General features: G+C 35.8%; 14 protein-coding genes. All 14 read left to right on the top strand.

Annotation, left to right across the window (positions count from 1 at the left end; genetic code table 11):
• Positions 1–14: 14 nt before the first annotated feature.
• Positions 15–935: a 4-hydroxy-tetrahydrodipicolinate synthase gene (gene dapA / locus LDM90_RS00910; protein ID WP_223896209.1), complete on the top strand. Its 921-nt coding sequence runs from the start codon at positions 15–17 to the stop codon at positions 933–935.
• A gap of 1 nt (position 936) precedes the next feature.
• A complete protein-coding gene (gene dapB, locus LDM90_RS00915; RefSeq protein WP_223896210.1) occupies positions 937–1,695 on the top strand; it encodes a 4-hydroxy-tetrahydrodipicolinate reductase in 759 nt (252 codons plus the stop codon).
• Positions 1,696–1,713: 18 nt separating this feature from the next.
• Positions 1,714–2,901: an aminotransferase class I/II-fold pyridoxal phosphate-dependent enzyme gene (locus tag LDM90_RS00920; RefSeq protein ID WP_223896211.1), complete on the top strand. Its 1,188-nt coding sequence runs from the start codon at positions 1,714–1,716 to the stop codon at positions 2,899–2,901.
• Complete coding sequence (locus tag LDM90_RS00925; RefSeq protein ID WP_223896212.1) at positions 2,898–3,965, top strand: aspartate-semialdehyde dehydrogenase; 1,068 nt, start codon at positions 2,898–2,900, stop codon at positions 3,963–3,965. The genes LDM90_RS00920 and LDM90_RS00925 overlap by 4 nt, the downstream gene beginning before the upstream one ends.
• A 231-nt stretch (positions 3,966–4,196) precedes the next feature.
• Complete coding sequence (locus LDM90_RS00930) at positions 4,197–5,015, top strand: PTS mannose/fructose/sorbose/N-acetylgalactosamine transporter subunit IIC (RefSeq protein ID WP_223896213.1); 819 nt, start codon at positions 4,197–4,199, stop codon at positions 5,013–5,015.
• Complete coding sequence (locus LDM90_RS00935) at positions 5,012–5,848, top strand: PTS system mannose/fructose/sorbose family transporter subunit IID (protein WP_034978392.1); 837 nt, start codon at positions 5,012–5,014, stop codon at positions 5,846–5,848. The genes LDM90_RS00930 and LDM90_RS00935 overlap by 4 nt, the downstream gene beginning before the upstream one ends.
• Positions 5,849–5,866: 18 nt before the next feature.
• Entirely contained in the window at positions 5,867–6,310 is a 444-nt protein-coding gene (locus LDM90_RS00940) for a PTS sugar transporter subunit IIA (protein WP_198212634.1), read from the top strand.
• Positions 6,285–6,785: a PTS sugar transporter subunit IIB gene (locus tag LDM90_RS00945; RefSeq protein ID WP_223896214.1), complete on the top strand. Its 501-nt coding sequence runs from the start codon at positions 6,285–6,287 to the stop codon at positions 6,783–6,785. Before LDM90_RS00940 ends, LDM90_RS00945 begins: the two co-directional genes overlap by 26 nt.
• A complete protein-coding gene (locus LDM90_RS00950) occupies positions 6,775–7,833 on the top strand; it encodes a tyrosine-protein phosphatase (protein WP_223896215.1) in 1,059 nt (352 codons plus the stop codon). The genes LDM90_RS00945 and LDM90_RS00950 overlap by 11 nt, the downstream gene beginning before the upstream one ends.
• Positions 7,834–7,887: 54 nt before the next feature.
• A complete protein-coding gene (locus LDM90_RS00955; RefSeq protein WP_223896216.1) occupies positions 7,888–9,777 on the top strand; it encodes a helix-turn-helix domain-containing protein in 1,890 nt (629 codons plus the stop codon).
• A 247-nt stretch (positions 9,778–10,024) separates the two neighbouring features.
• Positions 10,025–10,855 carry an ABC transporter permease gene (locus LDM90_RS00960; protein WP_034978378.1) on the top strand — a complete coding sequence of 277 codons (831 nt, stop codon included), beginning with the start codon at positions 10,025–10,027 and terminating at the stop codon, positions 10,853–10,855.
• Entirely contained in the window at positions 10,848–11,636 is a 789-nt protein-coding gene (locus LDM90_RS00965; RefSeq protein WP_198180597.1) for an ABC transporter permease, read from the top strand. The genes LDM90_RS00960 and LDM90_RS00965 overlap by 8 nt, the downstream gene beginning before the upstream one ends.
• Before the next feature lie 12 nt (positions 11,637–11,648).
• Positions 11,649–12,692 carry an ABC transporter ATP-binding protein gene (locus LDM90_RS00970; RefSeq protein WP_223896217.1) on the top strand — a complete coding sequence of 348 codons (1,044 nt, stop codon included), beginning with the start codon at positions 11,649–11,651 and terminating at the stop codon, positions 12,690–12,692.
• A gap of 23 nt (positions 12,693–12,715) precedes the next feature.
• Positions 12,716–13,768 (top strand): ABC transporter substrate-binding protein, encoded by a 1,053-nt coding sequence (locus LDM90_RS00975; protein WP_034978370.1) that lies wholly within the window; start codon positions 12,716–12,718, stop codon positions 13,766–13,768.
• The last annotated feature ends 21 nt before the right edge of the window (positions 13,769–13,789 follow it).

Below are 13,789 nucleotides of genomic sequence, written 5' to 3' on the forward strand. Positions count from 1 at the left end.
AAAGGAGAAAAAACATGACTAATTTTGATAAAGCAGATTTATTGACCGCGATAATTACGCCCTTTAATAAAGAAGGAAAAGTTGATTATCCCGGACTGAAAGAATTGACAGAACATTTAATTAATACCGGCAGCAATGGTTTTGTGATTGGTGGCACCACTGGGGAAACAGCAACAATGACCCATGATGAAAAAATAGAACTATATACTAAGTTTGCTCAAATAATTGCGGGGCGAGTCCCCGTAATTGCGGGCACGGGCAGTAATAATACTGAACAGACAGTTGCATTTACTCAAGAAGTAGGGCAAATTCCTGGCATTGATATGGCTTTGGTAGTAGCGCCATATTATAACAAGCCTAATCAAAGAGGAATTATAGCCCACTTTGAAAAAGTAGCAGAAAATTCTCCCGTCCAAATTATTATTTATAACATTCCAGGTCGGACTGGAATTAAGATTAGCAAAGAAACTTTGGTTAGTCTGTCACATAATCCTAAAATTGCTGGTGTTAAGCAATGTGCGGAGTTAGAAGACTTAGAATATATTGTCGAACACGCAGCAAGTGACTTTTTAGTGTATACAGGCGAAGACTTGCAATCTTTAACTGCTAAAGTTTTAGGTGCAAAAGGAGTGATTTCGGTAGCTTCACATGTTTATGGTTCGGCCATGCGTGAAATGTATGATGATTTAGATCAGGGGAAAGTAGCTGCAGCAGGGAAATTACAAAGACGACTAATGCCGAAGATGCAAGCCTTATTCATGTATCCTTCACCATCTCCAGTTAAAGCTGTCTTAAATGCACAAGGCTTACCATCTGGTGGCTGTCGTCTGCCTATTATGGATTTAAATGAAGCAGAAAAAAGGCAATTAGCTGTTCATTTAGGTTTAGATGAATCAGCTTTATTGCATAAACTGCCGTTAGAACTAGGAGTATAATATGAAAAAAATTTTGGTAGCTGGGGCCACAGGATCTATGGGAAAACAAACAGTGCAATTAGTTAATAAATTAACTGATTGTCAATTAGTAGCTGTTTTAGCTCCAACGGCATCTAAAAGTTCAGAATTTGGAGCTTCAGTTAAATGCTTTGACAATTTGACTGCTGTCGATATTGATGCTGATATTTGGATTGATTTTACCACTCCACAAGCCGTTTATGAAAATACTAAATTTGCTTTGGAACACCATATGCACCCCATTGTTGGAACAAGTGGTTTAACCCCAGATCAAACAAAAAAGCTGCAAGCAATTGCACAAAAAGAAAAAATTGGTGGCATTATTGCTCCAAATTTTGGTTTGTCAGCTGTCTTATTAATGAAGTTTGCACAAGAAGCTGCCCGTTATTTTCCTGATGCAGAAGTAATTGAAATGCATCATGCTGATAAAAGGGATGCACCTAGTGCAACAGCAATAGCGACTGCAAAATTAATAGCAGCTAGTCGTAACCCAGGAAATTGCTCTCAATCTGCGAATGATTCTGCAGCTCGCGGTGCTGATTATGATGGTGTTCCTGTACATTCCGTTCGCTTACCAGGCTATGTAGCTCACGAACAAGTGCTTTTTGGCGGTCCCGGAGAAGCTTTAACTATCAGACAAGATTCATTTTCTCGTTCTTCATTTATGCAGGGCGTGAAAGTGGCCTTGAGTCGGGTAATGGATTTACCAGATTTAGTGGTCGGTTTAGACCAGATTTTATAATTTATAAGGAGAACAAAAATGCCACAATTAGCTACTGATTTAACTTCTATTATTCATACACCATTAGAAAAAATCCCTCCTTCTGGTATACGTGCTTTTGCCCAAAAAGTTGAGGATATTCCTGGCTTAATAAAATTGACTTTAGGAGAACCTGATTTAAATACACCTGAACATGTTAAAAAAGCAGCTGCTCAGAGCATTTTAGATAATGATTCACATTATTCTGCTCAAAAAGGAACACCCAGATTGCGTCAGGCTATTAGCAACTTTTTACAGCGCAAGCAGGGCTTAACTTATGATCCTGACAGCGAAATTGTAGTTACAGTGGGTGCAACTGAAGCTATAGCCGCAACAATGCTGGCTTTGTTTCAACCAGGGGATGAAATTATTGTACCTACTCCTTCTTATGCCCTTTATTTTCCATTAATTCAATACACTAAAGCTGAGTTGGTTGCTATTAATACAGCAGACACAAATTTTGTGTTAACTCCCGAAGATTTGGAAAAGACACTGGATGAGCACCCTCATGCTAAAGCAATTTTACTGAATTATCCTACTAATCCAACTGGCAGGGAATGTCCCAGTTCAGTTTTAGAGCAAATAGCACCAATCATTAAAGAGCATCACCTTTATGTGATTTCTGATGAAATATACAGTGAGCTGACTTATAACTTTAATCACGTATCGATTGCGCATTATTTACCCGATCGTACCCTACTAATTAATGGCTTATCCAAGTCTCATGCGATGACCGGTTACCGTTTGGGTTATGTAACTGGACCAGCCGATCTAATTAGCTTAATTGCAAAAATGCATGCATTCTTGGTTACAGCGCCATCAAATCCGGCACAAGCAGCAGCTGCTGAGGCCTTGGAAAATGGTGATCAGGATCCGGTAGAAGCACGACCAATTTATCAAAAGCGGCGTGACTATATTGTTGGTGAATTAAATAATATGGGTTTAGAAACTCATGCCAGTGAGGGTGCATTTTACGTTTTTGCCAAAATACCGGCAAGTTATGGTAAGGATGATGAAGCCTTCGCACTGGATTTGGCTCATAAAGCCAAAGTTGGTGGCACTCCGGGTAGTGCTTTTGGTCCTGGCGGAGAAGGCTATATTCGCTTTTCTTATGCTGCCAGTGACGAAAATCTACATACGGCTATGAGTCGAATTCAAAAGTTTTTAACAGAAAAGGGTGAAAATTGATGAGAGAGTATGTAGTTGCAATTTTGGGCGCTACAGGTGCAGTAGGTCAACGTTTAATTAGTGAGCTGGAAAAAGCAGCAATTCCAGTCAAGCAAGTTAAATTGCTGGCTTCCAAGCGTTCAGCAGGCAAGAAGTTACAGTTCAAAGGGCAAGAAATTACAGTTGAAGAGGCACAACCTGAGTCATTCACTGGCGTTGACTTGGTTTTATCATCTGCTGGCGGTGCTGTTTCAAAAAAGTTGTTGCCTGAAGCTGTAAAAAGGGGGGCAGTATGTGTAGATAATACTAGTGCTTTCCGTATGAATGATGATGTTCCACTAATTGTGCCTGGAGTTAACGATGACCAATTAGCTAATCATCATGGCATTATTGCCAATCCTAATTGCTCGACCATTCAGATGGTAGCCGCGCTTTATCCGCTTCACGTTAAATGGGGTATTAAGCAAATTATTGTTTCAACTTACCAAGCTGTTTCTGGCGCTGGCAAAGCGGCCTGGGATGAATTGTTGCGACAAGCACAAGATAGGCTGAATAATCAACAAACTGAAGCCAAAATTTTGCCAACTGCGTCTGCTAAAAAGCATTACCCCATGGCGTTTAACCTATTGCCTCAGATTGATGTTTTTGAAGATGATGGCTATACGCACGAAGAATGGAAAATGATTCATGAAACTAAAAAAATTTTGTTTAATGATCAGGATTCAAAGCAAATAAAAGTTACTGCTACTTGTGTCCGTGTGCCAGTTGAGATTGGTCATGGTGAAACGGTTTATTTCACCTTAAAAGATCAGTCAGCGACTGCTGCTGAAATAAAGCAGGAAATTGAGCGGACTCCCGGGTTAGTTTTACAAGACGATCCGCAAAACCAAATTTATCCGCAACCACTTTTAGCAGCAGGCAAAAAAGAGACTTTTGTTGGCCGTATTCGTCCAGACCAAGAAAATCCTGGTGCGTTTAATATGTGGGTAGTTGCTGATAACTTATTAAGGGGCGCTGCCAGCAATACCGTGGAAATTGCAGAGTGTTTAGTCAGAGATAATTTAGTAGATGTACCAAGTAGATAGGAAGTTTTAAGTTAATTAATAAGATAAACCAAGCTTGTAAAAGACAAAAGCTTGGTTTTTATTTACTTAAAATTAGTTATTGAAATAAATGTTAGCCAAATTTTCCTACTATTTTTTTGCAATTTTAAACAGTAAAAAATCCATGGATATTATGAAAGCGCTATTTTATACTGGCAATGTATTAATCAAATATATATAAATTAGAAGTTATTTTATGAAAGGAGCATATTAATGAGTCTTTTAAAAGCTTTACTCATCGCATTTTGGGCAGGATATTGTTCATTTGACGATCAGGGACCACAAATGTTTCGGAGGCCTCTCCTTGTTGGTCCAATTGTTGGCTTTATTTTGGGAGACTTGCCAACTGCATTGGTAATTTCTGCAACATTGGAATTAATGTGGATGGGATTAGGCAATATGGCTGGTTATCAAACACCAGATATGATTGTCGGTACAATTATCGGGGTAACTGTTTCCATTACTTCTGGAACGGGAGCTACATCAAAAGGAATTGCAGCTGGAGTTGCAGCAGCAACTACTGTAGCTGTTTTGATTCAACAATTAATAGTAGTTACTCGAGTATTAAAGCAGTTTTTTGAACCGTGGGCTCAAAAATTGGCTGATAATGGTGATTTAAGCGGAATAATGCAAATAAATATTGTAGCTTTTATCATTCAGTTTTCAATTCGTGCAGTGCCAACATTTCTTTTTGTTTATTTTCAAAAAGGCATAATTGATAAAATAATGGCGATTGTCCCAAGCAATATTTTAAATGGTTTAGGAACAGCGTCATCTCTACTGCCTGCCGTTGGTCTATCTATTTTAATGACAATGATGATGAAAGGAACGTTATGGCCATTCTTAATCTTTGGCTTTGTTTTATCAGCTTATTTAAATTTGGGTATTTTACCAGTTACGTTAATTTCTTTGATTTTCGCTGTGATTTATTCCTACATTATGGAAATCATCGATAAACAAAATGAAATGGGTTCAGAAGGTAATAGTGTTAATAATCAGCAAGTTGATGAAGATGCGGGGTACGATTTATGACTAATGAAGTTGAAACTAAAAACAGGAAAAAAATTACCCGTAAAGATTTGAATAAAGTATTTTGGCGGTTGCAAATTTGGGGACTAAACGTTACTTCAACGTTGGTCTTGACTCAAGCTATTGGCTTTCTCAATGCGATGGTGCCGATTATTCGTCGCCTTTATGGTGATAATAAAGAGCTTAGGATAGAGGCCATGAAGCGACATTTGACCTACTTTTTATCACAAATTACGGCAACAGGTATGATACTTGGAATTACTGCGGCTGTTGAAGAAACAACTAGTGAAGATGAAAAAGAAGCGGTCGTCGCTATCAAGGCAGGGATGATGGGCCCGTTAGCTGGTATTGGTGACAGTGTCTTTAAAATAACTATTCAGGCTATAGCAGGTAGTATTGGTGCTGCATATGCATTGCAAGGAAATGTCTTAGGCCCAATTTTAATGTTTTTAATCTATAACGGAATTAACATTGCTGTTAAATATTATGGAATTATTTTTGGCTATGAAAAGGGTACCGAGTTTATTAAAAGTGGTAACCAAAAGAAAGTTATGCAAAGGATAATTAATATTTCAACAGCGATCGGCGTGATGGTCATTGGCGCACTTATTGCCCAATACGTCAAAATAAATGTTGGTACGGTTATTTATACTAAAGGGACAAAAATTGTAATCCAAAAACTATTAGATGGTGTCATGCCTAAACTTTTACCTTTGCTCTTTACCCTAGGTCTATATAAATTACATTCTTATTTACCACGTAAGTATTTAACTTGGTTAATATTTGCTATTTTGATTTTGGGAACAGTTTTAGCAGTAATGGGAATTATCAAATAATTTGTAAGGAGGTTAATGATGGCTATAAATATTATCTTGGCCAGTCACGGCTTGTTTGCTCAAGAAGCATTAAAGTCGGCTGAAATGATTATCGGATTGCCCCAAAAAAATATTGCGGTTTTATCTGTTACTAAAGGTAAAACTTATGAAGAAAGTCTTGATGAGATTCAAACTAAATTAAAAGCGCTTAATGAAAAAAATGCGGAAACTCTTATCTTGGTTGATATTTTCGGTGGCACCCCAGCTAATGTGTCTACGTATTTAACTTTGACAAATGAAAATGTTTTAGTTTATTCAGGATTAAATATGCCAGTTTTACTGGAACTATGCTTAAGCAATCCTGAAAATTTAGCAGAAGCTAAGAAGATTATTGAAAGAGCATATCCGCAAGCATTAGTGAATATTACTGAAAAAGCAAAAGAAGGAGAAAAGCAAAATGGCAATCAAATGGACTCGTATTGATGATAGATTAATTCACGGACAGGTAGCCAGTTCTTGGCTGCGTCATGTTGGAGCTGAACAAATTATATGTATTAGTGATAGGGCAGCTAGTAATCCAGTGCAGGAACAAGTGTTAAAAATGGCTGCACCTGGTTATATTGTGCATGTTTTTGGAGTTGATAAATTTGTTCGTGTTTATCAGAAAAATCCGATTAAAAAAACCACTTTTTTAATACTAACCAGTACTCTTGATTTATTACACTTAATTGAGGGGGGAGTTGACATAAAGTCAGTTAACTTCGGTGGCATGAGAGAACGTAAAGAGCGTACAATTCGTTATAACAATGATTTGTGTTTTACTCCTGAAGAAAAAGATGCTTTAGACAAATTGGTCGATTCGGGATTGGAAATAAATTTCCAAATGGCTGCTTATGATGCTCCTATTCCGATCAAAGAATATATTCAGCAAGTACAGGGAAAGAACAATGGAAATTGATTACGCAGAAGCATACGTTTTGGATAATGGTCAGACAGAAATAGATATTAAAACTAGTGAACAAAATCTAGATAACTATGAACTTTATTGGACTCTAGATAACGATAGATATACTAGACAAAGGAAATATCTGTTAACAAGTAATAAATGTAAGGTATGTTTTCAATTTGCTTATTCGACCGTTAGACCAATTTATTTCATTTTAAATTTTAAAAACTATGAGCCATTATTATTTGGTTACCGCATCTTGCCCATACCAGGGATGTACAATCTGCGTGATATCGGTGGATATAGAACTACCGATGGCATGAGAATTAAATGGGGCCAAGTTTATCGATCTGACTATTTGCATAATTTACAGCCTTCAGGTTACACCTTTGTTAAGAACTTGGGATTACATTCAATAATTGATTTTCGTAGCTCTGATGAAGTTAAAGAAACGCCTAATCCTGTTATTGATCCAAAGATTCACACTTTCAATTTTGACCCTAATGCACAAACAGCGGCTATAGCAGGTAAAGCCCAAAATTTGGATACGGGAAAAGACATGAAAGAAAAGGCAAAAGAAGCCTTAGTTAAAGGTGAAACTGGTAATGATCAAATGATCAGACAACAGGAATCTTTTGTTAATAGTCATTCAAGTATTGTGGCTTTTAGCAATACTATAAAAGTCACAGCGCAAAGCAAATATTTACCTAGCTTGCAACATTGTCGAGGTGGCAAAGACAGAACGGGTTTTGCTTTTATGGTTTTAGAAGGAATTCTGGGTGTGCCACAAGATTTACTAGTATATGATTATATGTTAACTAAAAAAGCACGAGCCAAAAAGAATGCCCGTTATTATCAAAAGTTTTTAGAACAAACTGGCGATAAGAAAATTGCAGATTATATGTATTCTCTTTTTGATACTAAAGAAGAATTTATCATTGCTTCAATTACAAAAATAATGCGTGAATATGGCTCTATTTATAACTATGCAACTGCCGAGTTAAGACTGACTGAGACGGAATATCTGAAGTTGCGTCAGTTATTATTAGAAAAAGCATAAGTTTTCAGTTAAAGTAAGTATTAAAATTGTCTAAAAAGGTGAGTTTGTAAAACAATGTTAAACTTAACTTTTCGCGAAATTGATTTGCTAAATCTTTTTTTAAACAATGATTTACTTACTATTTCCGAATTAAAAAAGAAAAGCGGAATTTCCGCACGAACATTGAATACTGAATTTGCGCAAATTAATAAAACTTTGCTTAATGCAGGACATGACATCAGAATTGTCAGTCAAAGGGCTAAAGGCTATTTACTTGACTATTCTTTAGCAGAAAGTGAATGGCTAAAATTATTAAAGCAAAATTGTTCGGAATATTTAAATCTTAAATTTAACCACTTATTTCATAATAAATTACGAATTGCTAAAATCTGCAGATTCCTTTGTGCAAGCCCAAACTTCACAAAAATTGATCAACTTGCAAGCAGGCTAAATTTTAGTATTGCAACTATTAATAAGGACATGCGTGATGTGAAGAATTTCTTTAGAATTTATAACTTAAAAATAAAGTCTGTTCCATACTACGGTATGAAAATAATAGGAAAATTTGGTGCAATTCGCTCATGTTTAGTCGATTTATTTGACGTTTATAATTTTGATCAAGAAGATTCGTTATTGCCCGAATATGCTTTTTCTGAATATGGAGTCACTAAAGATAATTTATTGAAAAAGAGCCAAAGTATACGTCAATTAGTTCATAAATATGATTTTCCGTTGACAGATGATGGCTTTAAACAAGTAACAAAATACCTGCTTATTTATAAATTACGTCCAGATATTAACCTAAAAATGAATCAAAGTATTAAAGTTGAATTGATGCGGTCAAAAGCATTCTTAATTGCAAAAGAGCTAATTAAAAATAATATAAAAGAAGAGCTATATTTAGCACTTTTTTTATTAATTAATGCGGAAATTGATCAAATACCTGATCTTAAAATACTAAAAACTTTTTCGCAGCAAGTATATCTTCAAACTAAACAAATCTCTGAATCTCTTACAGAACAGTTTTCTTTATATATTGATAAAAAATCTGATATTGCTTCTTACATTTATCGAGGCTTCTTTATTAGATATCTCAAGAAAAAATATAATTTTGTTTTCTACAATGGAGAGCTAAGCACAGAAAATGTGGCTCATAAACTTTTTGCCACTAACTCCTTAACTGTGGCTTTATATAATTGTTGTTCTGATTATGATCAAATGGAGTTAAATGACAGCCTCTTCAATGAAATTATTTTGGGTCTATACAGTAAAATTCACCAGAAACAAAATAGTTATTTTCCCACTAAATTTTTAGTTGTAAATGACTATGGTAAGTTAGCAAGTAGTCATTTAATTGGCAAACTTAATTTAGCTAAATATAATGCTAATTATACTTTTGTTTATTCGTATGAATTAAAAAATATTGATTATGCTAATTTTGATTATTTATTAGTTTCTTCAAAGATTAAATCCAGGCTTAAAAATATTCCTATTCCTAAGATAACCTTTTCTTTCTTTTCTGATGATCGTCTGAGAATGGCTTTATGGCAAAAAATATTATCGACCAAGCGAAAAATTGGTTCAGTAGCCAATTATTTTAAACAGCCAGTAATAATTACAATAGAAAGTTTGAATGGAAGAATCCAAGAAATAATAGCTGCCCATCTAATCACTCAATTAAATATTTTGCCAAAATATCAACCTAATTTTATTAGATATATTGAGGCACTAATTTCAAGTGAAGGATATCATGCTTATCCATATAATATGTATCTCACACTTTTGGGTCCTCACCAAGTTAATAAACATTATTTTGTTTTTAAATTTAAACAGCCGGTGATGCTAAATAAGCATAAGGTTTTTAGTTTACAAATTATAGTTCTCGATCTTAGTAAAGGCTTATTAGAAATTAAAAATGGTGACTCTGAATTGCGGCAATATTTTAATATTACTGTTAACAGGTAATTAAGACATTAATAATAATTTACTTTAAAATATAAAAATTAACTCTTTTAAACTGAATTATTCAGTTTAAAAGAGTTTTTTGCTTAATGTTCGTATTAATTATAATTATACGCGTATGTAAATATTAAGCACTTTCATAAGCTAAAAAATACAAACTATTTACTGAACTAGTATAAATTTTATTCGTATTTTATGTTGACAGCAGATTAAAAATTCGATAACCTAATATACAAAGCGGAGGTAATATATGAATCGCAAAACAGCAGTATGGTTGTTAATTCCTGCATTCTTGGGAGTATTGGTATTCACTTTTTTCCCTCTAATTCAAATTGCAATACCAACATTCCAAAGTAAAAGTGGCTTCTTTTCACTTTACGCACAATTTTTAAAAAGTTCTTTCAATTGGGCAGTCATTGGACGTAGTTTTCTTATAGCGATTGTGACGGTGATTGTTGTTTTGATCCTTGGGGTGCCCATCTCTATCTGGATAGGAAGACAAAAAACAGTAGTCAGACAAATACTGAATCTGCTAATCCTTTTTCCCATGTTAACCAATGCAGTTGTAAGAAACTTTGCCTGGATTATTATTTTGGGCCATGATGGAATCGTCAATAAAACTTTGCTGGCGCTGCATCTAATTAAGTCACCGCTAAATATTCTTTATACTAATACCTCTATTATTATTGGTTCGGTTTACTTGTTTTTACCAATTATGATTAATTCATTAATTGGCAGCGTGGCTGAATTAAATGTGGAGATTGAAGAAGCTGCAGCCGTTCTTGGTTCCAGTCCTTGGCGAACATTATTTAAGGTGATCATTCCTCAATTAACTACTGGCATTTTAACTGGCTGCATTTTAGTGTTTGCCGGAACAATGACAGCCTATACTACCCCAGAAATTCTTGGTGGCAACCGCCATCTGGTAATGGCGACTTTGATTTATCAGCAAGCAATGACATTAGGCAATTGGCAAAATGCCAGCGTTATCTCACTAATTTTAATTGTTATTTCTGCTCTTTCAATGTGGCTCATGAGAAGACTTAGCCATCATTTAGATCGGAGGCCAATTAATGCTTGATCGTAAAAATAAAACTCTGACAGTGATTTCGATTATTATTTTGGCTTTAATCATGTTGCCATTGATTTTAGTCGTAATTACATCCTTTAATACGCAAAGTTCAATTTCATTACCAATTACCGGCTTTACCCTTTCTTGGTATAGCAATATTTTCCAACAGCCTGATTTTATTTCAGGTTTTGAATCAAGTCTAATTGTTGCTTTGATTGCAAGCATATCGGCTTTAGTAATTGGCATCCCTGCAGTCTACGCTTTGACGCGTTACAACATTCATCATGCCGCTTGGTTTCAGTCGTTTTTCCTCAGTCCAACTTTAATTCCTGAAATTGTTATTGGGTTTGCACTCTATCAAGCTGCAGTCATTACTATGAGAATTCCGGTATTTATCGGCTTGATTGTCGGACATTTTCTGCTTTGTTTACCGTATGTCATTCGCTTAATTACAGCCAGCATGCTGCTAATGGACAGTCATATCGAAGAAGCAGGGTGGATTTGTGGCTGTTCTCGTAAAAAAGGATTTTTTCTGATTGTTTTGCCTAATATCAAGGCCAGTATCATTGCTGCGTTTATGATGTGCTTTATCAATTCCTTCAACAACATTCCGGTTTCTTTATTCATGAACGGACCTTCTCTTACAATGTTGCCGCCGGCAATTTTGAATTATTTGCAAAATAATTATGACCCTACTGTATCAGCAATTTCTGTGCTTTTAATGATCTTTACAGCACTCATGATGTTCTTGGTTGAAAAAGCGATCGGTATTAAAAATATTACAGAGTAGAGGAGTAGTGCAGTGGCAAATTTAGAAGTTCAAAATTTAGCAAAATCATACGATGGCAAAACTAAAGTTTTAAAAGATATATCTTTTGCTGTCAATAACGGAGAGCTGGTTTCAATTCTTGGTCCTTCCGGCTGTGGCAAAACGACCACACTTAGAATTATTGCCGGTTTAATTCCAGAAACTGCAGGACAAGTTTTAGTTAACGGTAAGGATATTACTAAAGTACCTGTTTACAAGAGAAATTTCGGAATGGTTTTTCAAAGTTATGCACTTTTTCCCCATATGAATGTTTTTGATAACGTTGCTTTTGGACTGAAAATGCGCAAGCTTGACAAAAGTGCCATCAAGAAAAGAGTGACTGAAATGCTAGCAACTACCGGCTTAAGTCAACTATCTAAACAATTTCCAGCGCAGCTTTCTGGAGGACAGCAACAAAGAGTTTCATTAGCAAGGGCTCTGGTTACCAATCCAGAATTGTTATTAATGGATGAGCCTTTGAGCAATCTTGATGCTAAATTGCGGCTGAAAATGCGTGAAGAAATTCGCGACTTGCAGCAAAAACTTAAAATGACAGTGCTGTTTGTAACACATGATCAGCAAGAATGTTTCGCAATTTCCGACAAGGTTTTAATTATGAAACAGGGACGCATTGATCAGTTTGATACGCCACAAAATATTTTTCATCATCCTCGGACAGAATATGTTGCCCGTTTTATTGGCTATGACAATTTTATTACTGTCACTGCTGCTAATCGTCAAGATGAGCATCATATCAAAGTAGGCGAAGCAGTTTTGAATACGGTTGAACCAAATCAAAATGCAAAAGTGCTAACTATTCGTCCGGAAAACATCCACTTGAATTTAGCGAATGCTTCTGAAAATACATTTGCCGGTACAATCATGAGTCGTGAATATTTAGGACAAAGTTTTAAGTATGCCATTCATTCAGCTATTGGGGACTTTCAAGTTGAGGAAGCACGGCAAAAGATGCGCAGCTCAGGAGAAGAAGTAACGCTAACTCTTCCTGCTAAACATCTTCATCCGTTATCAGAATAATCATTCTTTAGAAAGGTTTTGTTATGAAATTTAAAAAAGCTTGTTTGTTAGCAGCTAGTTTTATCATTGCCGGTACAACTTTGGCAACTTCCGCTTGCTCGTCTAATGCTGGCAGCGGTAAACTGACGGTTTCTACTTTTGGCTTGGCAACTAAGCAGATGCGCTCCGACGTGCTTGATCCATATGCTAAGAAAAACAATGTTAAGGTGTCTACACAGTTTGGGGACAGTTCTACTCGCCTAACGCAGATTGAGCACAATTCTAATTCACCTGTAGATGTCATTGAATTGGCACAAAACAATGCAATTACAGGAGCCAAAAAGAAACTCTTTAAAAAATTGGATTTCTCCAAACTCAAGAACTTCAAGTATTTATCCGCTGACCAGCAAAAGCTGGCAAAAGACACTAATACTGTTCCGTATACTGTTAATAGTTTTGGCATCATTTATAATCCGAAAAAGGTCCACATTAAAAGTTGGGATGACCTGTGGTCTAAGAACTTAAAGGGCAAGATTGCAATTCCTGATATTGTAACAACTTTTGGTCCCGCAATGCTTTATGTGGCAGGGGATCATGCTAAAGTCAGCGTAACCAAGGATGATGGCAAGGCTGCCTTCAAAGCGTTAAAGCAGTTAAAGCCGAACGTTGTTAAAACATATTCTCAAAGTTCAGATTTAAGCAATATGTTTAAAACTGGAGAAATTACCGCAGCGGTTGTAGGTGATTTTTCAATCAGCATGCTGCAGGCCACTAATCCTAGTTTGAAGTATCTGGTGCCAGCCTCAGGAACATATGCTAACTACGATAATATTGCAATTTTGAAAAACAGTAAGAATACTCAAGCGGCATATAAGTATATTGACTTTCGTATAAGTGAAGCTAACCAAAAGAAAGTTGCCAGTGCAAAATCTCTTAATAATGCACCGGTTAATTCACAAGTAAAATTGACTGCTGCTGAAGCTGCCAATAAAACATATGGTGCAATTGCACAAAGAGCAAAAACTATTGACTTTTATTACGTGAACAAGCAGATGCCTTCATGGATCAGCCAATGGAATAAAATTATGAACCAATAATTATCAAAAAAAGAACTTGCC

This window comes from Lactobacillus huangpiensis, assembly GCF_019972815.1.
GTDB classification, from domain to species: Bacteria; Bacillota; Bacilli; order Lactobacillales; family Lactobacillaceae; genus Lactobacillus; species Lactobacillus huangpiensis.

What these genes read in the sequence shown, in the direction of transcription:
- LDM90_RS00945 (WP_223896214.1), top strand. Translation starts at nt 6,285, where the DNA reads ATGGCAATCAAATGGACTCGTATTGATGATAGATTAATTCACGGACAG.
- LDM90_RS00950 (WP_223896215.1), top strand. Translation starts at nt 6,775, where the DNA reads ATGGAAATTGATTACGCAGAAGCATACGTTTTGGATAATGGTCAGACA.
- LDM90_RS00940 (WP_198212634.1), top strand. Translation starts at nt 5,867, where the DNA reads ATGGCTATAAATATTATCTTGGCCAGTCACGGCTTGTTTGCTCAAGAA.
- LDM90_RS00920 (WP_223896211.1), top strand. Translation starts at nt 1,714, where the DNA reads ATGCCACAATTAGCTACTGATTTAACTTCTATTATTCATACACCATTA.
- LDM90_RS00960 (WP_034978378.1), top strand. Translation starts at nt 10,025, where the DNA reads ATGAATCGCAAAACAGCAGTATGGTTGTTAATTCCTGCATTCTTGGGA.
- LDM90_RS00975 (WP_034978370.1), top strand. Translation starts at nt 12,716, where the DNA reads ATGAAATTTAAAAAAGCTTGTTTGTTAGCAGCTAGTTTTATCATTGCC.
- dapA (WP_223896209.1), top strand. Translation starts at nt 15, where the DNA reads ATGACTAATTTTGATAAAGCAGATTTATTGACCGCGATAATTACGCCC.
- LDM90_RS00935 (WP_034978392.1), top strand. Translation starts at nt 5,012, where the DNA reads ATGACTAATGAAGTTGAAACTAAAAACAGGAAAAAAATTACCCGTAAA.
- dapB (WP_223896210.1), top strand. Translation starts at nt 937, where the DNA reads ATGAAAAAAATTTTGGTAGCTGGGGCCACAGGATCTATGGGAAAACAA.
- LDM90_RS00965 (WP_198180597.1), top strand. Translation starts at nt 10,848, where the DNA reads ATGCTTGATCGTAAAAATAAAACTCTGACAGTGATTTCGATTATTATT.
- LDM90_RS00955 (WP_223896216.1), top strand. Translation starts at nt 7,888, where the DNA reads ATGTTAAACTTAACTTTTCGCGAAATTGATTTGCTAAATCTTTTTTTA.
- LDM90_RS00930 (WP_223896213.1), top strand. Translation starts at nt 4,197, where the DNA reads ATGAGTCTTTTAAAAGCTTTACTCATCGCATTTTGGGCAGGATATTGT.